The following is a 25,847-nucleotide window of genomic DNA, read 5'->3' on the forward strand; positions in this document are numbered from 1 at the left end:
CGGGCTCTGGCTCAACTTCTGTGGAGTTGGGCGCTGCACCTGCGGAGGGCGAGGCGCTTGCTGCACGCCCCATCGCTCGATGCGAGGGTTCTGACACCCTTCCCCTATGGACTCAACGGGCATGGCGGAGCACGTCATCGAGGCCGAGTGGACGAGGCTACTCGATTCAGATCGCGTGGACGGTGATCTGGTGCGGTCCGCCTACGCCGAACCCAGATTGCGGCAGCTCTTCCCCTGGGTTGGCATGTGGGAGCTGCACTTCAGCCGGTGCACCGAACATCCCTGCACGTGGGACGTGCCCTACATCGCCCCACGACCGGGTGGGGGCTTCGTCGTGGCGGGGCCGTCCAGGGTGGAGTTCGTCGGTGAGGCTGACACCGCTGAGGCAGCCGTGGAGATGGTGGTAGACCGTCTGCCTCCGGGCTGTGGTCGAGCGGTTGTCGGCAACCGTCACGATCTGGCCGCTTTGACACAGGAACGCTGACGATCGGGCCGCGATCTGCCGAGCGACAGTTTTCACAGAGGTTGAGCCAGAACCCGTTCTCGTGAACATCCACCAGGCTCGCCATCGTTTGCCGACACGATCGGAGGCCTCTTCCGGTGGATCAACATCCCTCTCGCCCATAGGACTCAGACGTGGAGTTCCTGCGGGAACCCGGTCCAGCGGAGCGCGGCGGGGAGGTGGCCGGTGTCGTTGAAGAGGAGGACCGTCGGGGGGCGGTCGGGTGCGTAGCGGATGACGGTCAGGGCCGCGTTGGCGTGGTTGATGCCCAGCCACCTCCACTTCGGCGCGTCGAGGGCGGCTCGGACGAGCCAGCCGATGAGGAAGTTGTGGGTGACGACAAGATCGTGGCGCGGCTTGTCGCCGACGACGGGGCCAGTGAAAACCGCGAGCGCCGCCGCCGCGAGCGCGGGTCCCCGCTCGCGTTCCTCGGCAGTGAACTGGCCCAGGAATGTGAGCCAGTCGTCGGCCGCCTCCGGTGGCAGTTCCTCGCGTGTCGGCAGGTAGGGAACGTAGTCGCCGGCTGCTGCGGAGCGACGGCGAGGGACGCGGTCGAGTTGTGCACCGACCAGCTGGGCGGTCTGTTCGGTACGGGCGAGAGGGCCGTGGTGGATCGCCGCCAGTGGGACCCCGCGGAGCCGTTCCCCGAGCAGGGCGGCCTGGTGGCGGCCTGCATCCGTCAGTACGCTTTCGTCCGGTGATGCCTCGCCGTGGCGGGTGAGATAGAGGTAGCGGGCGGCCGTACGGGTCATGGGCGCGTCCTTCAGCGAAGTAGATCTTGCGGATTCATGGAGGGACGCTGCCCCACGCGGGCCGGTTCCACGAAGGGCTTGGGTCGGGTTCAAGCCGGATCAGCGCGTCGCAAGGTTCGGAGGAACCGCTGGTCGTCCAGGTCCCGGAACCGCGGGGAGAAGGGGTAGCCCAGGATCTTGAACAGGCCGAACACCAGGCCCGGGTAGGTGTGGGTCGTTACTGGGGACGCTGAGCTCGGCGCCTCGCGTAGGTGGAACCCGGCCGCCGGCCGGAGCGGCTCCTGGCCTGCGGGTGGTGTTCATGGTCGGCGGGAGCCCATCGCCTTCGCCTCGGCGAGGTAGGCCGCCACGGGCTTTTCGTGGCGCCACTGGTGGAGAGACGTGGTGAAGATCTTGATGTACTCCCCGCCCCGTACGGTCTGGAGCCTGGTGAAGAGCTGCAGGGACTCGCGCCCGAGCTGTATGCCGGCTTCCCAGTCCCCCTGCTGCGCGTGCGCAGTGGCGAGGACGGACAGCCGGACGCCGCGCGACCTTGCGAACGCGTCGCCGGGCATCGCCCCCAGCGCGTGCCACGCGAAGACCGACCTCGGGCGGCCGAGGTCGCGGAAGATTTCGGTGGCGTCCGTGATGATCCGCTGCCGGTTGAAGAATTCGATCCAGGTGCGCTCTCCGGGCCCTTCCGCCGTCCCCTGTTCCTCCAGGCGCTCGGCAGCGGACAGGCAGGCGCATGCCGACCGGCCGTCCCCGGCCCGGGCGTGGGCTCGTGCCTCGATCAGCTTGGCGAACCCCAGCACCCGGGGGTCGGCACCGGGTACCCGCTCGTAGGCTCCTTGGGCCATGTCGATCGCCTGGGAGGGGAAGCCCCGCATCAGCGCCTGCATCGCCATGGTGGTGAGGACGTAGGACCCGAGGTGGATGTCACCGGCGGCCTTGGCCAGCCGGAGCGCCTGGATGTAGTGCCGTTGCGCGGTCTGATGGTGCCCCGCGTCGAAGGCCGTCCAGCCGGCGAGCCGAGCCATCTCGGAGGTCACCGAGAACAGGTCGCGACCGTCGCGTTCCGTGTACCGGGCCCTCAGTAGCGGAGTGACCCTCTCGTACAGGTACTCGGTCAGGGACTGCGACTTCCACGCGGCCCCGCCGAACCGCGAGTCCCAGGCCCGTGCCGCCTCGGCTGCCTCGCGCAGTTCCTCGATGTGCCCGCGCTCGACCGTGGTGCGGCCGGTCGGCCGCACCACGGGTTCGGCCGGGCTGATCAGCCATCGGGTCACCGGTTCGGAGAACGCGGCGGCCACGAACGGCGCTGTCGTCAGGAAATCTCGTCTGTTCAAGGCGCTCCAATACGAAGCCGCTTCGGACAATGCGTTCTGATGTTCCCTCGGGAAGCCCAGCCCAACACTGCGGTCGGTGTTCGCCGACTCCATTCTGATGTCGGCGAGATCGACTGCACGGCCCAGGCTTTCCGTGAGCACCGTGCAGATGTGTCGTGGAATCGGCCACTTCGGCATCATCCCCCTGCGACACCAGTTCGCCACGGAGGTGTGGGTGTACTCGGTGGACAGCCCCTGCGACAAGCAGATTTGATTCAGCCGGTGAGCCAGCCTTTTGTGGCTGATCCCCGATTCGGAGATCAGCGCCTCCAGCTGGGTGTTCGCCTTGTGCCCGGTGTCCGTTCCCGCCGCCATCAGCCTCACCCTCGCTCATCGTCCGGTCGGCTCGACCTACCCCAAGTCCAGCGTATGGCAGGGGAGTTCATCTACGTGCGGACCGCGATTCGTGAGCCCCGGCCGTGAGCCCTGCGCTCCCGCACCGCCCTTGCTCTCCTGGTGTCGGGAGAGTTCGAGAACGATGCATCAGAAACGGGTGAGGGCCATGGGAAAAGTGCAGCGAAACGTGCCAGAGGCGACGGCGGAGGAAAGGGCGACTTCCGTCGGCTCGCGGGCGAGGCGGAATGCGGCAGGATTGCTTGCAGCAGTGGCTGCGCCGGCCGGCGCGGCGGTCGTTGACGCGTTGCCGCTCTGGATGTCGGCAGCTCTTTTCGTCCTTCCTGGCGTCCTTGCCGTGCTGTATCCGGCTGGGGAATACGGGGAAGCCGATGGCACTGGCGAAGGCGACTTCACAGCCGTAGGCGGAGCGCGGGAGGCCGCAACGCGGCCACACGACGGGCCGGACACGGCCTGACCGACCGACGGGTCCGGCGTGGGCCCAGAGCGGTGAAGCCCGTCACGCAGGCGCTGCCAAGCCCGTGCATGGTGGTGGGCGATGAGGCGCCGAGGCGAGCGGGACGTCGTCCGCTCGTACGCGCGGTGTGCAGGGCTGGCAGTCCAGGCGAAATGCACGGACGACTGGGCCGCGAACACTGCCGGACCAACTCGGCCCTCAGCGCGGCTTCACCAGAGAGTGCGACCGCTAGCCACTCGATGCGGTGGCAACTGGCCGATCCACCTCCGCACCGGCCAGCCGCCCCCGATACTCGCGGCGTGGCCGACACATCATCGAACGCCCCGGTCCGTCCGGACCCAGGCCGAGAACCGCAAGGTCCCGACGCGAAGGGTGCGGCCGGCTCCGCCGCAGGTCGGCGACCGGCTGCCGAGCAGCCCTCGTCCCCATCATCGGTTCCGTCGGCTCTACCAGAATGCCCGGCGCCGCTCCCGGGCATTCTGGTAGAGCCGGCGGGCGCTTATTTCTCGAATCCGGTAGTGCGGCGGCCCGGGGCTGCGGCACTGTCGTCTCCGTGCCACAGACAGGGATCATCGAATACAGGAATCGCAGCGGGAGGGGTGCCATGGGCGGGCGGGAGACGTGGACGACGGAGGAGTTCGGCTCGTCCCACGCGGGCGCGGTCGGTGTGCTCCTGGCCGACGGCACCGTCCCGGCCCCCGTCTTCTTCGGGATGAGCTCTGGTGCGGGTGGAGAGTCGGTGTCGCAGTGGAACGTCTATGACGGCAGCTTCGCGCGCGGACCGCGGGCGGCCGCACTGCGCGCGGTGTGTTCCTGCGGTTGGCACGGACCGAAGCACGAGCTGGACTGGGACGCGATCGGCGACCAGGAGTTGATCGAGGCGGCGGGCGGCACGGCGGATACGTGCCTGGAGGACTGGGACGAGCACACCGCCGAGGTGGAGCGCTCGACCCTTCCGCTGCCGGAGACGGTCATCGCCTTGCTGGCCCAACTGCAGGCGGAGATCGAGAAGCTGGCGAAGACCTCACCGCTGGCGGCCGTGCGGGCGGCCCGCCGGCTGGAGGTGGCTGCCGCGCAGGTCGGGTACTGGCCGGCTCACGACGCCCGGCAGGGAACGACACCCGAACAGGCCGCCGCTGCCCTCGGCCTGGACGAGGACGCGGCGCGAAAGCTGCTGGCCCACTTTGGCCGCTGGAGCCCGTACCGCTGAGCACTGTGGCGTCTCGGCTTGCCCGGTCCTCGGCGATCGAGGCTCGTGCGGTTCTGCGCGCGGCCGGGCCGGGCCCTCACCCCGCAGGCCAGGTCGTGTGGCCCGGCCGCCGTGGGCGATCCGTACCGCGGCTCTCTGCCGGTCTGCAGCGGGAGACCGGTCCTCCGGCGTCGGGCCGGGCGGAAGCCCACCGTGCCGTTCGGGCCGACGATGCTGCTCGGCGCCCCGCTGAGCGTGCTGGTGGGGGCGTAGCGCGAGCCGGCGGCCGTCAGCGGTGGGCGAGAGGGGGAGCCGGTGGACGCGGAGACGGGGTACTGCTGCGGCGACGCGTCTACGGGCCGACCACGACGGCCCCGGCGACCCTGACCACGACGACCACGACGCCCCCCCGGACTCCGACCCCGGACTCCGACCCCGGACTCCGACCCCGGACCCCAGCTGGGACGCACCTACCGTGAGGTCACCGGGTGCATCTCCAGCAGGGCCGCCACTACTCAGAGTTCCGGACCACCGAACCAATGGCCGGCGGCCTGCTCGAACGCTTCACGATCAGGAGCGCGATCGCCTGCCCAGGCGACCACACCGTCGGGTCGGACAAGCACGGCACCCAATCCGAGGTCGTTTCTCGCCGGACCGGCTACGTACCGCATCCGGCTCTCCCAGCCCGTCGCTGAACCGCGCAGGCATCGGTCGATGCTGAAATCGAGCGCGACGCCCCGTCCGTCCCGCATCAGGTCGCCGAGCCGAGTGCCGTCCTCGAGGCGAAGGTCCGGGGCGCTGCGGCCGACCAGTGGATGCTCGCTGCCGAGGTCGTAGCGGATCGACGAACCCGACACCTTCCCGAACACGTAGGTCGCTCCGTCACGGGTCCCGATCAGGTCGCGTATCACTCCTTGGATCGCTTGGGCATGCGGGTCCGGCCGCATGGCCGCTACCTGGGCGCGCGACCAGTCGAGCACCTTTTCGGCGATCGGATGGCGCTCGCTGGTGTAGGTGTCGAGAAGCCCGTCGGGTGCGTACCCGTGCACCGTCGCCGCGAGCTTCCAACCCAGGTTCATGGCGTCGCCGATGCCGGTGTTGAGTCCCTGCCCGCCAAGGGGGGAGTGGATGTGCGCGGCGTCGCCCGCGAGCAGGACGCGTCCCTGCCGGTAGGTCGTCGTCTGCATCGCCCGATCGGTGAAGGTCGAGACGAGATGAACCTCGCTCAGCGTCACGTCGGTGCCGGACACACGGCGCAGAACCGCCTGGAGGTGGTCGAGAGTCGGCAGCTGCGAGCGATCGAACGCGCCGCCGTCGAAGTCCATCATGCCGATGTGCCCCGCGTTGGGCGGCTGGAGGTACATGCCCGTCGGCGTCAGATTGAACCCGGGGCGCAGCTTCTCGGGATCGGCGACGGTGGCGTGCACGGTGTAGCCGGTGAACTGCGGCTCGGTGCCGACGAATTCGAAGCCCGCGAGCCCACGCACCGCACTGCGCCCGCCATCGCAGCCGACGACCCAGCGCGCCGCGTACTCGTCCGCGCCGGCCCCCGCGACCACGGCCTCATCGTTCTGGACCATGGTGGAGACCGTGACGCCGCGCTTGATCTCCACGCCGAGCGTGGACGCCTGCTCGGCCAGCACCGCCTCGAGCGATCCAAGGTAGGTCAACATGCCGTGCTGCGCCGGGCTGGGAAGCCGGTACGGCAGGGCGGCTACGTCGACCTTGGCCGGATCGAGCACCATGCCGGCGAAGTGCCCACCGTGACGCGGGGGTGACGGCTCATCCGCGGCGTCGTCCGCGTCCGGAACGTCGGGGACGCCCGACGCCGTCAGAACCTGGTGCAGCATCCCGCGGCGGTAGAACGCCTCGACCGACGCGGCGGAAAGGCCCCGCATCCCGAGCGGCTTCGCCTTGAACGGGGAGTGGGGCTCGGGCTCCCGCTCGAGTACCAGGACAGAGCAGCCCGCGAGGCCAAGCTCGCAGGCGAGGAACAGACCGACCGGGCCAGCGCCCACGATCACTACGTCATGCACAAGAGATCCCCTTCTCAAGCCCACGGCCGGATGGGCACCCGGCTGGACCTCTCGAAAGGTGCCAGCCCTCACCGATATCGGACCGACAGGCCCCGATACGCCACCGACACCGGACCGACAACCCCCGACAGGCCACCAACGCCACACGGCTACGCCGCCCGATCACCCCTGGTCAAAGCGCCGATCAGCCAGGAGGGGCGGTACAGGTCTCAACCCCAGGGACCGTCTCGTTCGATTCGATTCATGAGCCGGGCAAACGCGAAGCAGAGCTTTGCGAACAGGCGCTCAGATTCCTTCTTTAACCCTTCGACCTTTGGAGGGTGATCAGGGTCTTCTCTGGCTGCCAGTTTTGCCTGGTCTCCGTCTAGGGTGTCGAGGATGCCGCTTGTCGAAGTGACCTATGCGCCCACGGTGCCCGAGCCCCAGCTACGCGAACTCGGCTCGGTGCTGCCGCACCTGGTGTCCCTGGCTGTGGAGTGCCCCGAGGAGCCGTACGACGGTGAGCTGCAACCCGGGGATGTCGAGATCCGCTTCCGGCCGCTGAGCCCGCTGGACCGTAGCGGCCTGACGGTGGCGATCGAGATCAAGTCGAAGTGGTCCGCCAGCAGGGAAGCCAACCGCCAAGAGCGCGTGGATGCGCTGCACGCGGACATCCGCGCCGCAACCGGGCTCGTCGACTTCGGCGTCTATCTGTCGCTGCCGAGCGCCGCTTGGTCTCAGGGAGACTGATCACTCACACCCGACGGCGTCGTTTCTCAGCCCCCAGCGAAGGCGAGACGGTGCGTCGGCCAGATGTGAGCTTGTTCGTCGAAATGTTTCTCGAACTGGGTTGCTGGCCTGGGCATTCGCCGGACGCTGAGGCGGCCCTCAACTCCATACCCTGGAAGGCCCCTTGGCTCGAAGAACCGGCAACCCGCCACCCACTACGACGTGGGCAAGACCGTGAAGAGACCAGAAAGCATCACTGAACCAACCAGCAGGGCGGTCCCCTGCTGGTTGACCAGGAAGTTCGGCGTGTGCCCCATAGGACACCGTCTTAGACGTCGAGCTCAACTCGAGTTTCGACCTCTGCCTGGTTCGCCCGCCGCGCGGAGCTGCTCATGGCGACCATCAGCCCCTCGGGCGTGGTCACGGCCGGGTACTACGGTGTCAGTGCTGGCTGCCAGGATGACACTTATGACGATCAAGGATGTAGCCCGGCATGACGTGAGTGAGCAGCGGATTGAGCAGGCGCTGGACGACATCGAGCGGCGGGCCCACCGCCGCTGGCACACCATGCAATACGACTGCTACTCCGACGAGGAGCTGCAGGGAATGCGCGACGAACTCCTCGACCACACAGCCGCCCGCACGGTGGCTGGCGCCGAGCCCGGCACCGCCCCGTCACGCATCGTCCTGCGCACGGCGGCCGAGTGCGCCCTGGGACTCCTGAGCCTGGGCTGCTACCCCAACGGTGATCAAGAGATCTGCTTCACCCTCGTTGGCGAGAAGCTCAGCAGCGAGGACAAGGACTTCGAGGCCGTTGTGGAGCAGGCAGCAACCGCGCGGACCTGGCTGGACGCATTCGCTCTGGCTGTGATCAGCGGCATGATCTGGGAACGGGACCTGGTCATCGGGCTGCTGCTGCGCGGTGACTTTGCGCCTGACATCCACCGCGGTCTGCCGCATTCGAAGCTGCAATCGACGTCGGACCCGGGCGAGCTGGCGGAGATGGACGCCCTGTGCGGCTACCTCACCCAGGCCGAAGGACATCTGCCCCGGCACTGGCCGTCGGTGACGCTGTGCAAGCCGACCGCCGACGAACGCGCCGCGGCAGGGCGGCAACTGGATACCCTCAAGGCGCTGACGCCAGATCAGCACCTACTGCGCGTGCTCTTGGAGGATGACCAGCTGGCCTTCGAGCAGGCTCTGGAGCATCGCCTCGTTCAGCACCGGGAGAGCGCACCCTCCGATGCGGCGCCCCGCAGCCTCCTGCCGCACAAGACCATCGCCCTGGCCGCACTGGCAGTCCAAGTACACGGCTGGGACTTGCGCGTCCGATCTGCCTACCTTCCGCAGGTCATGCTGAGCACCCCGGAAGGCGCGCCGCCGATCAGTGGCTGAACTGGTGCCTTCGCCACTGTCCCGGGCGTTGCCCCGCATGAGTGTTGATGTCGACCGGCTGGCTCGCCGGGTCCACGCGGTGTAGCGCGCCCGGTTCTGCCGGTTCCGGAGCGGACGACGAGGGGTTCGGAGCGGACGACAAGAGGTTCCGGAACACCGGGGCGCCAGCAGGCTGTCCCGCAGGTGTTCCGCAACCTCCCATGCGGAGCACCCGGGGCGTGTGGAAGTCCCAGCCATCCCGTGATGCGAGCGGGGCGTTCCTTCAGCCCGGTTGGAAGAACGCAAGCATCTTCTGGCTGGCGTCGGGCGACGTCAGGATTTCCTGGATGCGCGCGGATTGCCGACCGGCGGCGCTGGTGCGTTCGAACATCTCGCGCTCGTATTCTTCGACGGCGGCGGGATAGTCGTCCGGGTGCGCGGCCAGCGCGAGGCCGAGCAGGGCGCCGTCGAGCAGCGCCATGTTGGCGCCCTGCCCCACCGGCGGCATCAGGTGCGCGGCATCACCGAGCAGCGTGACGCCTGGTCTCGACGGCCAGGTCAGGCCGACCGGGAGAGTGGCGATCGACCGCGGTAGGACCGTGTCGTCGCAGGCTGCGATCAGTGCGGTGAACCGTGAGTCCCAGCCGGTGAACAGCTCGGCCAGCCGCACCCGGGCGGCGGCCGGATCGCCGAAGGGGATCCCACTGGCCGCCAACCAGTTCTCGGCGCTGTTGTAGAAGCTGAGGTAGATGCGTACGCGGCCGTCGCCGTTGCGCTGCGCCGACAGGGATTGTCCGTTGCCGAGCACCCAGTAGTTGCCGCGCCCCACCATCGCCGCGATGTCGGGGTGGGCGCGGTCGATGTCGGGAATACCGAGCTCGACGATGTTTTGGCCGGTGTGCGTTGGTCGGGCGTGGGTGAGCATCGGCCGGACCCGGGAGCCGGCGCCGTCCGCGCCGACCAGCAGGTCATACGTCGCGCGACTGCCGTCGGCGAAGTGCAGCAGGCCATCGTCGGCGGAGTCGAACGCGCGCCCCCAGCGCACCGTGTGTTCGGGGAGCGAGTCCAACAGCAGGTCGCGAAGAGCGGCACGGTCGACCTCGGGTCGATCGAGCGGAGCGTCGTCGGGCGTGTCCTCCTGGAGCAGCAGGGTGCCGTCCGGCTGGAGGAGGCGCATGTCCTGGCCTTCGCGACGGGCAATCGCGTGGAACTCGTCGATCAGGCCGGCCTCGCGCATCGCTCGCTGCCCGGTCCCGGAGTGCAGATCGAGCATGCCACCCTGACCGCGCGCGCTGCGCGACGATTCACGTTCGTACACGACGGCGTCGATGCCGTTCACGTGCAGCACCCGGGCAAGGGCCAGGCCGCCCAAGCCGGCTCCGATGATGCTGATGGTCATGGTTGCCTCTATTCCATCGTGTTGCCGGTTCACGGGACATCAACCTGTGGTGCGCGCGGGCCGCCACCGGTGGGGCGCCGAACGCGATCCCGGACTCGCCGATCGCCTCGGCGAGGATGGCGCTCATCACGCCCCGTCCTCGCCCGTCCCACCGACCGGTTCCGGCCCTCTGATCAGCCGGTTCACCGGCGGAGCCGGGGCGCGAGCACCGCGCGCACGGCCTTGGCCACCTTGCTCGCGGCGGATCCGTCCTCTTCTTCGGGTTCCGGTTCGAGCATGCGCTGGATCTGCTGCAGCAGTTGGTTGGTCGAGCGCCAGAGCGGGACGAACATGCCGGCGACCGGCCCGACGCCCTGGACCGGGCCGTCGGACAGCTCGGTGACCTTCTTGGCGACCATGACCGTTGTCGGGTCCCGCAGGATCAGGTGCACCTCATCGTCGACCAGCCGGATTTCCATCTTGCGCGCGGCGGCCTCCTCCGGGTTCGCGTCCGTGGTCGCCTCCGGATCCAGTTCGTCGATCTTGGCGGCGACCGCGTCCGGGTCGACGCCGAGTTCGCGCAGCACCCTGGCCGCCATGCTGTTCTCCGTCTGCAGCATCGCCTCGAGCAGGTGATGGCTGCCGACCGGTGCGCCACCGGCCAACGCGCTGGCGGTGGATACGGTGTCCTCGGCGGCAGGTGTGCCGGCCGGCCAGGGGCCGGCCGCGACGTCCTGCGATCCCGCCAGTGCTGCCAGCACCGCGGCACGGATCTTGCTGAGCGGGTTGATCCGCTCGGCGAGCACCTTCGCGCCGACGCCCTCACCTTCCCGGATGAGGGCGAGCAGGATGTGTTCCGTACCGATGTGGTTGTGGTGCAGCTGCTGCGCCTCGCGCAGGGCGAGTTCCAGCGTCTTCTTCGCCCGCGGCGCGAACGGGATATGGCCGCTCAGCTCCTCCGTGCCGGGCTTGACCACCGCGGCGATATCGGCCTGCGCCGTCTCCTTGTCGTACCCGAGCTGGTGCAGAACTTTCGCCGCCGTGCTGTCCGGTGCGTCGAGCAGCCCCAACAGGACGTGCTCCGTGCCGATGCGGTGGTGCTTGAGCTGCCTCGCCTCCTCCTGAGCCGTGACGACCACCTTGCGGGCTTTCACCGTGAACCGTTCAAATGACATGCTTCCATGCTCTCAACCCTGTCAATACACTGTTATTGATAGGGCGCCATGCTGAAGGGAGGGTGTTGTGGAGACACCGTCGGACTGGGAGGACCGGCTCGCGCGCTGGCAGAGCGAGCTGGAGTTGTTCGAGCGGCTGGACGAGACACCCTGGGTCACACTGGCCAAGGCGGAAGCCGAGACCGGCGTTTCCCGCTCGGCCCTGCGGTCCTGGTACCGCAACGGCGAGATCCGGTCCCGGCTGGTGGACGGCCCGAACGGGCCACAGCGCCTGGTCCAGCTGGACGCGGTGATCGAGCGCGCCGCCGCCTCACCGCGCATTCAGCGCAGGGCGGAGCGGGAAGTCAGCCTGGAAGCCCAAGTCACCCTGCTACGACACCGGGTTGATCAGCTCGAACTGCGGCTGGCCGCACTGGAACGGAAGTGACCGGCGCGAGCAGCACCGCGCCACCGGCCCGGAACGGTGCCACCGACACCGAAGCAGCCTGCGGTCGTAGCGGCGGGCGGTGAGCATCTTCAGATCCACCGCGATCTCATCCCAGTCGCGCAAGGGCCAGCCGATCAACTCCAGCAGCGCAGCCTCGTTGTTGGGTACGCGGCACGAGAGCGCCTTCGTCCCGTCCGTGTCGACCACCGCGCTGTGGTGAGCGGCCTTGCCCGCAGCCGTCCCCGACCAAAGCTCGGGCACCCGAGTCTCCCTCGTCGATCGGTTGACCGGCCCTGCGGACGACCGCGCCGACGTGCCCTTACGAGGCGGTCTCCGCCCGAGGCTCGGTCTCACCCGTTTGCGCGCAGTTCGTTAGTGGGACGTGAGTGAGGCGTTTCCGGAGCGTCAGTGGCCCCGGGAAAAGTGGTGTCCACACCGCGGGAACGACCAAAGAAAACTCCCGCACGAAACACAGGGGGAACCCGATCATGCGTACTTCTCGGATTCGTACCGCCACCCTGGCCGCCGTCACCGCCGCGCTGGCGCTGGGCCTGACCGCTTGTGGCGGCGCGGACGAGGGGTCGAAGGCGGCGGGCGGCGACAACGCCGCCGGCACCGCGCAGAGCCAGTCCGCGTCCAACGGGGACGGCAAGGGCGGCTCGGAGCAGGCCAACAGCGGCGGTGACACCAAGCAGGGTGCGCACTCGACGACCTCCGCGGGCGGGACGGGCGAGGCCGCGAGCAAGGGCACTACGGCCGGCGCCCAGCAGTGCCGTGGCGACGAGATGCTGCTCACCGCGGTGCACCGGTTCGCCGGGCAGCAGGGCGACCACCTGCTGGTCACCGCCTCGAACAAGGGCAGCAAGCCGTGCTGGGTCACCTCGTACCCGGCCGTGAAGCTCGGCGACGAAGGCGCCGCACTGCCGCACTCGAAGAAGGACAACCCGGGCGGCAGCAAGCGCCTCACGCTCCAGCCGGGCGGGAAGGCATACAGCGCGGTGAACCTCTTCGACTACGGCTCGAAGCACCACACGGCGCAGTCGTTCGCCCTCGCGCTGCGCGGCGCGGAAGGTCAGGTCGGCCCCTCCTACTCCGTCGACCTCACGGGCCAGAAGCCGCAGTTCAGCTGGAACGAGGCCGACGTGCTGAACTGGAACACCAAGAAGCCGTACGACTTCTGACGGTCCGTCGGCCAGTGACGCGTCAGTTCGGGATGCGCCGCATCGTGCGTCCCGAACTCCACCAGCACGGCGGCGGTGTGCTGACGATCGCTTCCGGCTGGTCCTGGGAGGGGCGCGGAGCCTCCCGACCGTGCGCGTCATGCGGTGCGCTGGAAAACGACGGGCGATCCTGCGCGGCTACGACCTGAGGAGCCGGACCGGACTCACACGGTCCGGCTGTTGGGCCGTTCTTCCACGGCTACGTCAGCCTGGAGTTGGGCGGAGGGTTCGGCCAGGGCGCCCACGACAGGCAGGAAACCTGGTCACGGATCCTGGACGGCCTCGACGCCCTGCTGCGGAATTGGCCCGTACCCTGACCAGGACCGTGTACCACCGGAGGCCACTGCCTGCGCGGCGCATCGGTAAAGCCGAACAATCCAGAACAGGTTGGGACCATGCACACCGAGCGCAACTGGCTCACCACACCCATCACCGCAGACCTCCTGCGCGGTGCCCTCGACCTGGAGCGCACCGAGCACGGTGCGCTGCCGCACCGGCTGCCCGCCTGGGCCCGTGCCCAGTGCGCCGACGGGCAACTGGCCATGGCCGAGTCCCAGCCGTCGGGCGTACGGCTGGTCTTCCGCACCCGGGCCACCGCCGTCGAACTGGACACGCTGCCCACCAAGCGGGTTTACGTGGGCGCCCCGCCCCTCCCGGACGGCGTGTACGACCTGCTCGTGGACGGCCGCCCGGCCGGCCAGGCCAGCGTGACAGGCGGCAACACCCTGGTGATCGACATGACCACCGGGACCGCCGAGAACCAGCCCGGCCCGGCCGGCACCCTCCGCTTCACCGCCCTGCCCGACGGCGTCAAGGACGTCGAGATCTGGCTGCCGCACAACGAGACCACCGAACTCGTCGCCCTGCGCACCGACGCCCCGATCGAGCCCATACCGGCTGGGGGCCACAGGGTGTGGCTGCACCACGGCAGTTCGATCAGCCACGGCTCCGACGCCGCAAGCCCCACCACCACCTGGCCCGCGCTGGCCGCCCGTCTCGGCAACGTGGAACTGATCAACCTGGGCCTGGGCGGCAGCGCCCTGCTCGACCCGTTCACCGCGCGGACCATGCGGGACACCCCCGCGAACCTGCTCAGCGTCAAGATCGGCATCAACCTCGTCAACGCCGACCTGATGCGCCTGCGCGCCTTCACTCCAGCGGTGCACGGCTTCCTCGACACCATCCGCGAGGGCCACCCCACCACGCCGCTCCTGGTCGTCTCACCTACCCTGTGCCCCATCCACGAGGACACCCCCGGCCCCACCGCCCCGGACTTCAGCAACCTCAGCGCGGGAAAGCTCCGGTTCCGGGCCGCGGGCGACCCCGCGGAAACGGCCGTCGGGAAACTGACCCTCAACATCATCCGGGACGAACTGGCCCGCCTCGTGAAGCAGCGGGCGGCCAACGACCCGAACCTGCACTACCTCGACGGCCGCGAGCTCTACGGCGAGGCGGACTTCGCCGAGCTGCCGCTGCCCGACCAGCTCCACCCAGATGCCGCCGCACACCGCCGTATCGGTGAACGCTTCGCCGCCCTGGCCTTCGCCCCCAACGGCCCGTTCGCTGCCGAACGTTCCTGACGCACGGGCTCCTGATCTGGCCGCGGTCATCAGCAGCGCCAGATCTACGAGGCGGAGCGCCTCTACAACCCCCGGATCCCCGGCCGCCACCGGCAGGCCGCTCCGCCCCTGCCGTCGGGGCGGGGCGGTGCCGCCGTTGCCTTTGTCGCCCGTGCGCCGGTGACGGCCTGCCGAGGTGTCACCGGTGTCACCTCACTTCGCGAGGAGCGACTCTCATCAGGAGGTTGGCGGGGTGGTTGGTAGAGGTCATGACTCCCCGTACCTGCGCCCCTGGGAGCGGCTCCAGGCGCCACCGGCGGGCCAGGGCCGCGACCACCGTGGTCATTTCCGCGCGCGCGAAGGATTCACCGATGCACCTGTGCCTTCCGGCGCCGAAGGGAAGGAACGCGCCGCGGGGAGCGGCCTTCTGGCCGGGCAGCCAACGGTCGGGATCGAACGTCAGGGGGTCGTGGAAGTGGTGCGGGTTCCGGTGCAGGACGAGGGTGCTGAACATGAACTCGGCACCTGGGGGAAACCGGTAGCCCGCGAGTTCGACGTCCGTGGTCGCTCGTCGCATCGTGACGCCTCCGGGGTTGCGCACCCGCAGCGCCTCGTCCACCACCCGCCGCGTGTACGGGAGACGGCCGAGGTGTTCGAACGAAGGCGCCTCGCCGCTCCTCGTCCGCAGCTCCTCATGGAGTTCCCGGTCGACGGCGGGGTGCCGGCCCAGCTCGTGGAAGAGCCAAGCCAGCCCGCCTGCCACTGTCTCCGTGCCGGCGACCAGCAGGGTGATGAGTTCGTCGTAGACCTGTTGGTCGGTCATGGTGTTGCCGCTGTCGGCGTCCTGGGCCTGTAGGAGCATCGACAGCAGGTCCGGCTGCTCGGCGGGGAGGCCGGTGCGTCGGGTGCGGATGAGGTGATCGATGGCCCGGCGCAGCCGGTCGTGTGCGGCCGCAAGGCGGCGGTTGCCAGGGGTGGGGAGCTTCTGCCAGAGGCCGGTCGGATCGATGGCCCGGTTGTACACGCCGCGGAGCACGACGGGCACGTCGTGGCGGATGTCCGCGGCAATGTGCTCGTCGAGTGCGGTGGAGAACAGCGTGGAGGTGACGATGGCGAGGGAGAGGTCAAACATCTCCTGGGTGACGTCGACGACCTGTCCGGCCTGCCAGGAGGCAACCCGTTCATCGGCCAGCCGCGCCATGGCTCGTGCGTAGTGATCGATCTGCCGGTGGTGGAAGGCCGGCTGCATCAGGCGCCGCTGGCGGAGGTGGAAGGGCCCTTCGGAGGTGGCGAGGCCCTCGCCGAGGTAGTCGCGGAGCTTCTCGAAGGAGCGGCCCTTTGCGAAGTGGCCGGCTTCGGCGACCATCACCCGGTCGACGACCTCCGGTCCGGCGAGGACGTAGGTCGGCGTGGGTCCCAGGTAGATGGCAACGATCTGGTCGTACGCGGTGAGCGAATCGAGGAACTCCAGGGGACGCCGCCACATTTCGAGTGCGTGGCCGATCAGCGGCAGGCGTCCGGGAGCGGTGGGAGGAGCCGTGAGGCGAGCGGCGGTGGCCATATGTGCCTTCCTTTGGCCGCGGGCCCGTGCCTGCCCGGCGACCGAGTAGTACTCCTTGGGACGTTGTGGACCGGTGATGCGGGTGCAGGCGTTCGGGTCACACCGGGAACCAACCGCCCGGTGACGTCCCCGCAGGCCGAGCAGCGCATGCAGCACGGAGGGTAGCGCGATGGACACTCAGTGCGATATCGGGATCTCGGTCAGTCGAGGGCGCCGGGGGCCGGAATGAGCCGCCCAGTGCACAGCGAGGATCGCCCGTTCCGCGGCCCTGTGGCGTGTCTCGGATGGGTGAATTCGGGAACCTGGCCGCTCCCGGAGTCCGGTAGGACCGTTGGGCTGGGCGGATAGCCGGATGATCGCTCTTCGGACGTCCCCTGCTCATTCCTGTACACGTGCTTGAGGAGACGTCCCCTTGGCTACCGCTGATCTTCCTGGTCCTGATTCGCTGCTGCGCCGCACGCTGGGGGAGTGGCGGATCGGGTTGGTGGCGTGGCGGCTGCTGGTTCTGCAGACCGCGGATCCGGCGGTCGCCGCCGGCATGGCCAACTTCTCCACCTACCGCGCGCACCCGTGGCGGCGTATCGAGCACACCATGGACAGCGGGAAGCGGCTGTTCTTCTCCGACCGTGAAGGGCTGCGCCGTGAGGTTGCCCGTCTGGAGCGCACGCACCGCCGCCTGGCCGGGACCGACGAGCAGGGCAGGCCGTTCACAGCGTTGGACCCGGCGGTGCGGGTGTGGGTACTGGTCACCTTGTACGAGTGCATGACGGCGATGCGGGAACTGTCCGGACGCCCGCTGGCGCCGCCTGAACTGGACCAGATGTACGGAGAATTCCGTGCCGTGTGTACCGAGTTCGGCCTCTCCGACGACCTGCTCCCGGCCACGGCCGCGGACGTGCCCGCGTACGTGGACCGCACGATCCGCGAGCGCCTCGAATACAGCGAACCCGTGCGCTACTTGCTCTTCGACATGCTCCGTGAAGCACCCGCACCCCGCCGTCTCGGCCACCTGAAGCCGGCCTGGCCGCTTGTGCGCACGCTGGCTGCCCACGTGATCGGTGCGCTGACCATCGCGGACCTGCCGGAAGCCTTCCGCGAGCGCTTCAACTTGCCCCGCACCCGCCGCGCGGCCCTGCTGTCCTTCCTCCTGCACCGTGGCATGCGCGTGCTGATGCATGCGCTGCCCGAGCACCGCCGCTACCGCACCCCACTGGCGGGCAACTCCTCGACTTCGCAACCCCCCACCGTCTCCACCGACCGTCCTTCCTCGCCGGAGGCAAGCCCTGTCCGGCTTCCCGCACCACGCCGCCGCAAGGGTGCCGATTCCCGCCCGGCGCGTCTGCGGACCTTCTTCCGCCAGGTCCTCGACCAGACCGGCGACGGCCGCATCAGCTCGGCCGATCTGCAGGCCATGGCGCACAACGTGTGCTGGCCGCTCGAACTCACCCCTGAGCGCGAAGCCCGCGTCTATGCCGCCTTCGAGACCTGGTGGCAGCACCTGCGGACCGGCATGGATGCCGACGACGACGGACAGGTGACCTGCGAGGAGTTCGTCACCGCCATGCTCACCGGGATCGACGCCGGGCCGGCCTATCTCGAGCAGGGGTTGCACATCGCGGTGCGGGCGATCTTCCACGCCGCGGACACCGATGGCAGCGGACACCTGTGCGCCGATGAGTACCGCACGATCTTCGGCGGCTCCCGGGTCCACCCCGCCGAACTCAACCACGGCTTCCGCCAGCTCGACCACGATGGAGACGGCTGCATCACCGAAGACGAATTCGTCCAGGCCTTCACCGACTACTTCACCGCCCGCACCGACAATGCGGCCGGCAGCCAACTCCTCGGACGCCCCTAGCTCCCGATACGGGCGAGGGTGCCGGGGCAGGGCGCGCCGCCCACCGCGTCGGCGCGCCACTGATGATCTTGGCGGCTCAGTGGCGGCTCCCGCACGGGCGGGCCTGACGGTGCACCGGATCGTGCAGACCCGGCTGCGCGCCGACCCGCCCACCGGGCTGAGCGGCAGGTCAGCCCTTGAGCGCTTCCGCAATGATCAGCTCAACAGCCTCGGCCACCCGGTCGCTGTGCGTGCGATGGATGACGATGCACATCCGAATGGTCTGGCGGCCGCCCACCACGGTGCTGGACAGCAGCACACGCCCTGTTGCGTTGACCCGGTCGAGCAGTCGGCGGGTCGCCTCGTCCGCCTCGGCCACGGCGGTAGCACTGCTGTCGCGAGGCCGGATCCGGAATACCACCGTACTGAGATCCGGACGCCAGGGCAGTTCCAGTGACGGGACGCAGGCCAGCTTGTCATAAACCTGTTCGGCGAGGTCGAGCTTCTCGTTCAAAGCGCAACGGAAGGCAGACACGCCGTGCAGGTGCAGAGGTAGCCAGACGCGCAGCCCGCGGACCTCATGGGTGAGTTCAGGACCCAGGTGCGCGTAATTGGGCAGCCCACCGGAAGAGCCAACGTCTTGGAGGTAGTCACCCGTTCCCTCGTGAGCGGCGAAGAGCCTGGCCGGATCCCGGACGACGAGGGCACCCGTGCCGAAGGGCAGGAACAGCGTCTTGTGGGGGTCCAGGGCCACCGAGTCGGCCCGTTCCATTCCCGCCAGTCGCCGCCGTCCGCGCGCGGTGAGTCCGAAGAAGCCGCCGTACGCCGCATCCACGTGGAACCAGAGTTTCTCCTGCTGGGCCAGGCTTGCCATGGCGGAAAGCGGATCGACGGTGCCGGTGTGGGTGGTGCCGGCTGAACCGATCAACAGGAAGGGGCGCAGTCCCGCGGCACGATCACTTCGGATCATGGCTGCCGCAGCCTCGACATCCATCCGGAGGTCGTCGGTGCACGGCACGACGCGGATGTTCCGCTCCCGGATTCCCGCCAGCCGTGCCGCCTTTGTCAGCGAGTGGTTTGCGAACGGGGTGACGTAGACCGTTCCGGCCCCGAAGTCCTCACCGAGATGGGTGTGGCGGGCGGTCACCAGGGCGGAGAAGTTGGCCATGGACCCGCCGGTGGTGAGCAGGCCGCTGCTCCCGGGCGGAAGGCCGCTGACGTCCTGGGCGATCCACCGCAGCACGCTCTCTTCCAACGCAACCAACGCTGGTGCGGTGAAGGCCATGCTGCCGTAGCGGTTGACGCCCAGGGTGTAGAACTCGGCGAGCGCTGAGGTGTACAGACCACCGCCTGGCACATAGGCAAGGTAGCCGGGACCTGCGGTCTCCAGCGCGCAATTGACGGCAAGACCGAGCCGGCCGAGCAGCTCTTCCAGGTCTCCTGCCTGCTCCGGCGGTGCTGCGAGAAAGTCCGCTACCAGGCCGGCTGTCGCCGCCGGCCCAACGGGATTGTTTGTCGGACGATCCGTCAGTTCCGTTATGAAATCCATGACGTGATCCAGGACGAGACCGCCCATCTCTGCCATGGTTGCGCGGTCCGGCTCCAGAGGGAAGTGGTGGCTCACGGAAAACACCGTACGGGACTTCTCCCGAAAGCGGCAGGAAGTCTAGAAGTTTGCCCAGAGTCCGAGTTCACCCGCACTGCGCAAATGGCGCCGTGTCGCGTACATTCATTCCGGCGGCAACAGCCACACCTGCTGGAGGCACCACGCGTGTCCACTCGGTGACCGAGAGGTCAATTGGCCTAGATATCAAGACTTGTTGACCCTCGGCGGTCGCGCGGCCACCCTCAGTCCAATTGCCGTGACGTCAGACCCCCTTCGGGTTGAAGCGCGCCTGCGTGAATCCCCGACGAGCGCAGACGGAGAGTGAGCGATGACGGAACCCACTGATTACCTGGTGATTGGTGCTGGGCCCGCTGGTCTTCAACTCGGTTATTTCCTCGAGAAGACCGGGCGCGACTACCTCATACTTGAGGCCGAAGACGTGCCCGGAGCCTACTTCCGGAGGTTCCCCCGGCACCGCCAGTTGATCTCCATCAACAAGCCGCACACGGGCTGGAGCGACCCCGAACTCAACCTGCGCATGGACTGGAATTCACTGCTCAGTGACGACCCTGAGCTGCGCTTCACCCGGTACAGCGAGGACTACTTCCCGAACGCGGACCTGCTCGTCGACTACTTCGCCGACTTCGCGGCGCAGACCGGGGTCCGGATCCAGTACGGCACCCGCGTCACCGGGATCACTCGTGACGACCACTTCCACGTGTCCACGCAGGACGGCACGACGTTCCAGGCCAGGCGGGTCGTGGTCGCGACGGGGCTGGCCCTGCCGTATGTGCCGGACATCCCCGGAATCGAATTGGCGGAGTCCTACAACGATGTGTCCGTGGACCCGCATCAATTCAACGATCAGCGCGTCCTCATCATCGGCAAGGGAAATTCGGCCTTCGAGACTGCCGACAACCTCATCGCGCACGCCGCGGTCATCCACGTCCTCGGCCCCAAGCCGCTGACCTTCGCCTGGCGCACCCACTTCGCGGGCGATCTACGGGCAGTGAACAACAACTTCCTCGACACCTACCAACTCAAGTCCCAGAACCTCGTGATGGACGCGACGATCGACCGGATCGAGCGGCATGGTTCCGAATACCATGTCACCCAGCGCTATCTCCGGCGGCCCAAGGTCATGACCCATGTCTACGACCGGGTCATCGTGTGCACCGGCTTCAAGATGGACACGACGATCTTCACCGACAGCGCCCGTCCCCGGCTCGCCCTCAACGACCGGTTCGCGGAGATAACACCCGCGTGGGAGTCGACGAACGTACCCGACCTGTTCTTCGCCGGGACCATCACCCAAGTACTCGACCGCAGGAAATACACGAGCAGTGTCCTGCACGGATTCCGCTACTCCACCCGTGCGCTGCACCGTTTCCTGGAGCAGCGCTACGAGGGCCGTACCTGGCCCGGCCAGGACCTGCCGGCAGACGCCAGCGCCGTGGCGGACGCCGTGCTCGCGCGGATAAACCGTAGCTCCGGGCTGTGGAACCAGTTCGGTTTCCTCGGCGACGTCCTCGTCCTGCACGACGACGGCACCTCGCGGCTACGGGAAGAGGTGCCCGTCCAGCTCGCGCACCGTCCCGAATTCGGTGCGGGCCAGGACTACCTCATCGTCAATGTGGAGTACGGCTCTGGATACCCGGCGATCGACCCGTTCGACATCGCGACCGGCCGGGCGTGGGAGGACGATCCGGCGAATGAGTCCCTCTATATGCATCCGGTCGTGCGCCGCTATCGCGCGGGCGAGCTGGTCTCGGTGACACACCTGCCGGAGCACGCCTACAACGAATGGACCGACCACAAGACGTACCACGAGCCGGTGCGTGCCGTGGTCGCCGAGATGTTGCCGGCAGGGGTCCGATGAAGAAGGGCTCAGCGTTCGCGGGCTCGACGCGCAGAAAGCCCGGGCATCGCGCATCGACTGGCCGCGGGTTCGAACATCCGCTGGCGTTCTGGGCGGGCGCGCTGGCCTGTACCGCTGGGGTGCTGCTGCACTTTCCGATGTATCTGCACGCCAGCGACATGGGTTACCAGCTCGTCGGGATGCCGGCGGACCCGGCAATGATCGTCGGCATGGTGCTGATCGTCGCCGGGTTGCTTGCCTCGCTGTACGGGCTCGTTCCCCGGCGCAGCAGGGAGATCCAACGTTCCTCGGGCCGCATCCAGGTCCGGGCGATGGACGACGCACCGATCCGGCCCGCGCATATCGCACTGGTCATTGTCCTGGTGATCGCGGTGACGATCGACGTGATGAAGCCGACCTCGCTGGCCTTTGTGGCCCCGGGCTTCGCCGAGGAGTACGGGCTGAAGTCGCCCGCCAATCCGCAAGGAACCATCCCGGTCTCCTGGTTGCCGCTGGCCGGCATCACCGGGACCGTCATCGGCTCGTGGATCTGGGGCGCGCTCGGCGACCGGATCGGACGCCGCGCCTCACTCATCTTCGCCGGGATGATCTTCGTTGCCACCAGCATCTGCGGGGCCATGCCCGGCTTCACCTGGAACCTGGTGATGTGCCTGCTTATGGGCATCGGCGCGGGCGGCATGCTGCCGATCACCTTTGCTCTGATAGCCGAGACCATCCCGGCCCGGCACCGGGGCTGGCTGATGGTGCTCATCGGCGGAAACATCGCCGGGGCGTACATCATCACGAGTTGGCTGGCGGGATGGCTGATCCCCACCTACAGCTGGCGCATCCTGTGGCTGATCGGCCTGCCGACCGGGCTGATCTTCATCGCACTGAACCGTTGGATCCCCGAGTCGCCCCGCTTCCTGCTCGCCCGTGGGCGGACTGAGGAGGCCGAGGCCGTCATGGCCCGCTACGGCGCCGCGGTGCAGGAGACCGAGCCGGAGGAGGCCGAGGCACACGTACCGCTCAAGCAGGCCGGCTACCGCACGCTCTTCCGCCGTCCGCTGCTGGGATCAACCGTCGGGATCACCGTCCTCGGCATCGGCGTCGGGCTGATGACCTACGGATTCCAGCAGTGGGTGCCGACCAACCTGCAACACCTCGGCTACTCAACGGTCAAATCAAACTACGTCGTACGCAACGCCGCCCTGCTGGGCCTGCCGTTCACCGTGCTGACGGCATGGATGTACGGAGTCTGGGGAAGCCGCAAGACCATCGTCACGGTGAGTGGGATCACCGTGGTCCCCCTGCTGGGGTTCGTGGTTGGCGGCGACGCACTGGCGGACCGGCAACTGCTGCTCTCGCTGCTGCTGGTGGTGCCGCTGGCCGGGGTCAGCTCGCTGGCGGCCGTGGTGACGGGGTACGCGGCCGAGGTGTATCCGACCCTGCTGCGCTCGCGGGGCACCGGCCTGGCCGCCGCGATGACCAAAGCAGGTGGCGTCCTCATCCTCGCGCTCACCGTCGCCGCGGCCACCGTCCCCTCCATCGCCACCACCGCGCTGATCGGCGCGGTTCCCCTGCTGCTGGCGGCGCTGGTGTTCGCCTGGGGATGCCCGGAGACCAAACAGCGCTCCCTTGAGGAGATCAGCCAGGACCTGACGGTCGCCCGTACATAGCCCGAGGGGAGAGGGAGAGGACGGGCGATGCGGTACGTGCGGCCCCTGCCATCCTTTGGCGACTGAACAGGTCCTGCACCAGACGTCGTCGCCCGTGGGGTAGTTGTCCAGGGGGCGGTCAATCCGGCCCGGTCGAGGCCGCGCCGCAGGTCGTGACGGAACACGGCTTCTCCGGACCGTACGGGCGTGGTTGCGCGGAGGTGTCGTAGCGCCTGCCGCGTTCCACCTCGGCCGGCTCGGCGGTGTGATCGGCCGTCATCATGCGCCGCATCGGCATCAGATCGTGCTCGAACACCAGCGGCGCGACCCGGAGCCGCACCCGGTCCTCGGCGGTGTGACCGCCGCGACCGTGAGCAGGGCTGCTCCGAGCGCGCCCGCTCTCACGGGCCCGGGGCGGCGGCGCTCCCGGCGGGGACTCGCTCCCGGGCGGGGTGCGGGGTGGGTTGCGGAGGTGGGCGCGGAGTCGTCGTCCATGACCTCCCCCTCGGCGACGGACGGGCCGCCGGGCATCCACCGGACGGTGGGTACCCTCCTGCGAGACGGCGGCCGTCTCATCCTTTCGGCGGTCCACCCGTGCCTTCCGCACCGCGATCCGAGCACCTCACGGCCGGGTCCGGGGCGTCACGGCCACGTCCCGCTGCTGCCGCCCAGCGACGCTTGCGCGAAGCGTGGACAGCCTCTCCTGACCGCTAGGGTGCTGGAGTGAGCAGTGCGATATCGCGTGGGTCGAGCAAGAAGCGGCAGCGAGAGCCGAAGCCGGCGTTGGGGTGGCGGATCACCGGGCTGGTGCTCGGTCTCGTCCTCACCCTCGTCGGCGCCGGAGGTGTCCTTCTCAACGCCGTCCAGGGGGTGCAGGCCACCGGCCTAGTGGGCACGCGCGGTACCTTCACCGTCGGCTACTGCATCGATACCAATCGCAGCGGGAAGACTGCGGACTACGAGTGCGGTGGCGATTTCACCCCTCGCGGCGGGAGTGCCGACGACGGGTGGAGCGGAAGGCTCGAGGACGCGGGCGACTACGCTGCCGGTGAGAAGTATGACGTGGTCGAGTCCTGGGTGGGCAGCGACGGCCGCTTCCGGGAGGTCGGCATCGGGGCGGTCCTGGGGTCCGTACTGTGGTTGGGCTTCGGGCTGGTGTTCCTGGCGATGGGCGTCTCCCAGCTGCGCAAATGGGGGAAGAGCTGCAAGGGTTAGGCGTGGCAGGTCTCCCATCGGAACGCGCGGCGTACCGCACCACCCCGGCCGGGCAAGCCGCACGGAGAGTCGCGCGGGAACCAGCAACGTCCTTGCGACGTCTGGCAGTTGACCCGACCCTGTGGCATCGTCCGCGGGTGAACGAGGCCTCTGATGGAGATGGTGCTGAGCTATCCGACCGGCGGACCGGACCTGGCGCTGCGGCTCGACCCGGGCCGGGCCGAGGCCGCCGCCGGCTTCGACTACTTCGCGTTCGCGGTGCCCGACAGCGCCGCGAGCGAGGCGCTCGCCGCTCGCATGGAGGTCCTCGGTGAGCCGCACGGCGGCGTCTGGTGCGGCCTGCGCGGATGGCTGCTGCCGCTGCTGCATGACCCCGATGGTCACGAGGTGCGTGTCTACACCATCGAGGAACACACCTTGCACGAGCCCGGCGAGGTCATGCGCATGGTGGACCCGCAGGAGAGCGCCGAGCAGGTGCGGCCCCCCCCGCGCCGGAGGCGGCCCAACCAGAGGTTCTGCCGACCCGACAGGGTGTCAGGTCCATCGACCGTAGAGAACAGCCGGCAGCTTGCCGAACAGGGCGGTCACGCGTCAGTTTCCGTACCACCGCCATGGCGCCCGTGGACCGTGGCTTCGTCAGCGGGCCCCCGCGAACGTGCCGTGCGCCCAGTCGGCGAAGTCGGTCCAGGGGATCTCCGGATGAGCGTCGTGCAGTGCGGGAATGTCGACGCTATAGCCAGGTCCGTTCAGAAACGTCCACATCGCATGCATGTCCGGATTGCTGATTGCCGTCAGCGGTACGTGCTCATGGCGGACCTCCCGGCCCAGCGCCGCGCTGAGCGCGGCCGCCATCTGGGCGGGCGTGGGCGCATCGCTGGCCAGCTCGATCCGCCGCCCTACGTAGGGGGCGGGGTTGAGCAGAACTTCTGCCGCGAACGCACCGAGGTCAGGGCGCGCCAACTGGTGCAACGGCCGGTCGGGCGGCATCGGCAGATCGAGAACGCCGCTGCGGATGCGCTCCGCACCGCCCAGAGCGTTGTCGAAGAAGTACGTCGGCCCCAGGATCGTATACGGCACCTCCCCAGAGACCAGCTCGGCTTCGATGCGCGCCTTGCTGTCGAAATGGGGTACCCCACTGTGCTGGTCGGCTCCGGCCACCGAACTGAACACGAGATGGGGTACGCCCTCGTCCCGGGCGGCAGCCAGGATCGCCCGCCCCTGGGCCACCTCCGCGTCCAGGCCTGCCTCGAAGGGAGTGGTGAACGCGAAGACGCCCGCCATCCCTTTCATCGCCGCGGCGAGCGACCCGCGATCGCTCAGGGATCCCGCCACCACTTCGACGCCCTTGTCGGCCAGTTCCCGTGCATTCCTCCGCTGGGGGTCACGCACCAGGGCCCGGAGCCGGGCCCCGCGGCCCAGCAGCGCGTCGGTCACCGCCCCGCCCTGCCCGCCGGTTGCCGCAAGCACCAGGATCGGCTCATTGACCATCGAAGAACTTCCTTCCTTGTGGGCAGGCGCGGCAGCGGATCAACGCACCGGCCCCCACCGTAACCATCCGCTTCGGACGGCAAGCCCAGCCACGCGGCGCCCCCGACCGTAGGCACCTGATCGCTT

At 68.7% G+C, this 25,847-nt stretch carries 21 protein-coding genes and 2 pseudogenes; 13 read left to right on the forward strand and 10 right to left on the reverse strand.

Annotation, left to right across the window (positions count from 1 at the left end; translation table 11 throughout):
- Positions 1 to 121: 121 nt before the first annotated feature.
- Positions 122 to 484, forward strand: coding sequence for a DUF6193 family natural product biosynthesis protein (locus AB0G84_RS05940; protein ID WP_361316069.1), 363 nt, complete (start codon positions 122 to 124; stop codon positions 482 to 484).
- A gap of 146 nt (positions 485 to 630) precedes the next feature.
- On the opposite strand, the gene AB0G84_RS05945 is transcribed toward AB0G84_RS05940, so the two are convergent.
- The 3 genes and pseudogenes from AB0G84_RS05945 to AB0G84_RS05955 form a co-directional block, all read right to left on the reverse strand.
- Positions 631 to 1,254 (reverse strand): histidine phosphatase family protein, encoded by a 624-nt coding sequence (locus AB0G84_RS05945; protein WP_361316072.1) that lies wholly within the window; start codon positions 1,252 to 1,254, stop codon positions 631 to 633.
- 89 nt (positions 1,255 to 1,343) lie between these two features.
- Positions 1,344 to 1,457 (reverse strand): annotated as a pseudogene (locus tag AB0G84_RS05950) (Tn3 family transposase); the annotation flags it as partial.
- A 96-nt stretch (positions 1,458 to 1,553) separates the two neighbouring features.
- Complete coding sequence (locus AB0G84_RS05955; RefSeq protein WP_361316075.1) at positions 1,554 to 2,582, reverse strand: sporulation protein; 1,029 nt, start codon at positions 2,580 to 2,582, stop codon at positions 1,554 to 1,556.
- A 1,454-nt stretch (positions 2,583 to 4,036) separates the two neighbouring features.
- Here AB0G84_RS05955 and AB0G84_RS05960 point away from each other — a divergent pair.
- Positions 4,037 to 4,642, forward strand: coding sequence for a hypothetical protein (locus tag AB0G84_RS05960; RefSeq protein WP_361316078.1), 606 nt, complete (start codon positions 4,037 to 4,039; stop codon positions 4,640 to 4,642).
- A gap of 494 nt (positions 4,643 to 5,136) precedes the next feature.
- On the opposite strand, the gene AB0G84_RS05965 is transcribed toward AB0G84_RS05960, so the two are convergent.
- On the reverse strand, positions 5,137 to 6,657 hold the full coding sequence (locus tag AB0G84_RS05965) for an FAD-dependent monooxygenase (protein ID WP_361316081.1): 1,521 nt from the start codon (positions 6,655 to 6,657) through the stop codon (positions 5,137 to 5,139).
- A 378-nt stretch (positions 6,658 to 7,035) separates the two neighbouring features.
- Here AB0G84_RS05965 and AB0G84_RS05970 point away from each other — a divergent pair, with 378 nt between their 5' ends.
- Together AB0G84_RS05970 and AB0G84_RS05975 are read left to right on the forward strand one after the other, a co-directional pair.
- Entirely contained in the window at positions 7,036 to 7,386 is a 351-nt protein-coding gene (locus tag AB0G84_RS05970; RefSeq protein WP_361316084.1) for a hypothetical protein, read from the forward strand.
- Positions 7,387 to 7,833: 447 nt separating this feature from the next.
- Positions 7,834 to 8,760: an immunity 49 family protein gene (locus AB0G84_RS05975; protein WP_361316087.1), complete on the forward strand. Its 927-nt coding sequence runs from the start codon at positions 7,834 to 7,836 to the stop codon at positions 8,758 to 8,760.
- 262 nt (positions 8,761 to 9,022) lie between these two features.
- Here the strand turns inward: AB0G84_RS05975 and AB0G84_RS05980 are convergent, their stop codons facing one another.
- Positions 9,023 to 10,138, reverse strand: coding sequence for an FAD-dependent monooxygenase (locus tag AB0G84_RS05980; protein ID WP_361316090.1), 1,116 nt, complete (start codon positions 10,136 to 10,138; stop codon positions 9,023 to 9,025).
- Between the two features lie 182 nt (positions 10,139 to 10,320).
- Positions 10,321 to 11,292: a Clp protease N-terminal domain-containing protein gene (locus tag AB0G84_RS05985; protein WP_361316093.1), complete on the reverse strand. Its 972-nt coding sequence runs from the start codon at positions 11,290 to 11,292 to the stop codon at positions 10,321 to 10,323.
- A gap of 67 nt (positions 11,293 to 11,359) precedes the next feature.
- Between AB0G84_RS05985 and AB0G84_RS05990 the strand changes: the two genes are divergently transcribed.
- From AB0G84_RS05990 to AB0G84_RS06010, 5 genes and pseudogenes are all read left to right on the forward strand, one after another.
- Entirely contained in the window at positions 11,360 to 11,719 is a 360-nt protein-coding gene (locus tag AB0G84_RS05990; RefSeq protein WP_361316096.1) for an excisionase, read from the forward strand.
- Between the two features lie 79 nt (positions 11,720 to 11,798).
- Positions 11,799 to 11,939, forward strand: a complete 141-nt coding sequence (locus AB0G84_RS05995; RefSeq protein WP_361316099.1) for a hypothetical protein — start codon at positions 11,799 to 11,801, stop codon at positions 11,937 to 11,939.
- A 268-nt stretch (positions 11,940 to 12,207) separates the two neighbouring features.
- Positions 12,208 to 12,900, forward strand: a complete 693-nt coding sequence (locus tag AB0G84_RS06000; RefSeq protein ID WP_361316101.1) for a DUF4232 domain-containing protein — start codon at positions 12,208 to 12,210, stop codon at positions 12,898 to 12,900.
- A 160-nt stretch (positions 12,901 to 13,060) separates the two neighbouring features.
- Positions 13,061 to 13,256: pseudogene (locus tag AB0G84_RS06005) on the forward strand (TetR-like C-terminal domain-containing protein); the annotation flags it as partial.
- Positions 13,257 to 13,334: 78 nt separating this feature from the next.
- Positions 13,335 to 14,519: an SGNH/GDSL hydrolase family protein gene (locus AB0G84_RS06010; protein ID WP_361316104.1), complete on the forward strand. Its 1,185-nt coding sequence runs from the start codon at positions 13,335 to 13,337 to the stop codon at positions 14,517 to 14,519.
- A 187-nt stretch (positions 14,520 to 14,706) separates the two neighbouring features.
- On the opposite strand, the gene AB0G84_RS06015 is transcribed toward AB0G84_RS06010, so the two are convergent.
- Entirely contained in the window at positions 14,707 to 16,059 is a 1,353-nt protein-coding gene (locus tag AB0G84_RS06015; protein ID WP_361316107.1) for a cytochrome P450, read from the reverse strand.
- A gap of 412 nt (positions 16,060 to 16,471) precedes the next feature.
- Here AB0G84_RS06015 and AB0G84_RS06020 point away from each other — a divergent pair, with 412 nt between their 5' ends.
- Positions 16,472 to 17,917, forward strand: coding sequence for an oxygenase MpaB family protein (locus tag AB0G84_RS06020; RefSeq protein ID WP_361316110.1), 1,446 nt, complete (start codon positions 16,472 to 16,474; stop codon positions 17,915 to 17,917).
- 169 nt (positions 17,918 to 18,086) lie between these two features.
- Here the strand turns inward: AB0G84_RS06020 and AB0G84_RS06025 are convergent, their stop codons facing one another.
- Positions 18,087 to 19,520 (reverse strand): aminotransferase class V-fold PLP-dependent enzyme, encoded by a 1,434-nt coding sequence (locus AB0G84_RS06025; RefSeq protein WP_361316113.1) that lies wholly within the window; start codon positions 19,518 to 19,520, stop codon positions 18,087 to 18,089.
- A 310-nt stretch (positions 19,521 to 19,830) separates the two neighbouring features.
- On the opposite strand from AB0G84_RS06025, the gene AB0G84_RS06030 reads away from it, so the two are divergent.
- Both AB0G84_RS06030 and AB0G84_RS06035 read left to right on the forward strand, forming a co-directional pair.
- Positions 19,831 to 21,381, forward strand: coding sequence for an FAD-dependent oxidoreductase (locus AB0G84_RS06030; RefSeq protein WP_361316116.1), 1,551 nt, complete (start codon positions 19,831 to 19,833; stop codon positions 21,379 to 21,381).
- A complete protein-coding gene (locus tag AB0G84_RS06035) occupies positions 21,378 to 23,039 on the forward strand; it encodes an MFS transporter (RefSeq protein WP_361316118.1) in 1,662 nt (553 codons plus the stop codon). Before AB0G84_RS06030 ends, AB0G84_RS06035 begins: the two co-directional genes overlap by 4 nt.
- 118 nt (positions 23,040 to 23,157) lie before the next feature.
- On the opposite strand, the gene AB0G84_RS06040 is transcribed toward AB0G84_RS06035, so the two are convergent.
- On the reverse strand, positions 23,158 to 23,334 hold the full coding sequence (locus AB0G84_RS06040) for a hypothetical protein (protein ID WP_361316121.1): 177 nt from the start codon (positions 23,332 to 23,334) through the stop codon (positions 23,158 to 23,160).
- Positions 23,335 to 23,741: 407 nt separating this feature from the next.
- On the opposite strand from AB0G84_RS06040, the gene AB0G84_RS06045 reads away from it, so the two are divergent.
- Positions 23,742 to 24,233, forward strand: coding sequence for a hypothetical protein (locus AB0G84_RS06045; RefSeq protein WP_361316123.1), 492 nt, complete (start codon positions 23,742 to 23,744; stop codon positions 24,231 to 24,233).
- 636 nt (positions 24,234 to 24,869) lie between these two features.
- Here the strand turns inward: AB0G84_RS06045 and AB0G84_RS06050 are convergent.
- On the reverse strand, positions 24,870 to 25,721 hold the full coding sequence (locus AB0G84_RS06050; protein ID WP_361316126.1) for an NmrA/HSCARG family protein: 852 nt from the start codon (positions 25,719 to 25,721) through the stop codon (positions 24,870 to 24,872).
- Between the last annotated feature and the right edge of the window lie 126 nt (positions 25,722 to 25,847).

This window comes from Streptomyces sp. NPDC020742 (assembly GCF_040641675.1).
Taxonomy (GTDB): Bacteria; Actinomycetota; Actinomycetes; order Streptomycetales; family Streptomycetaceae; genus Streptomyces.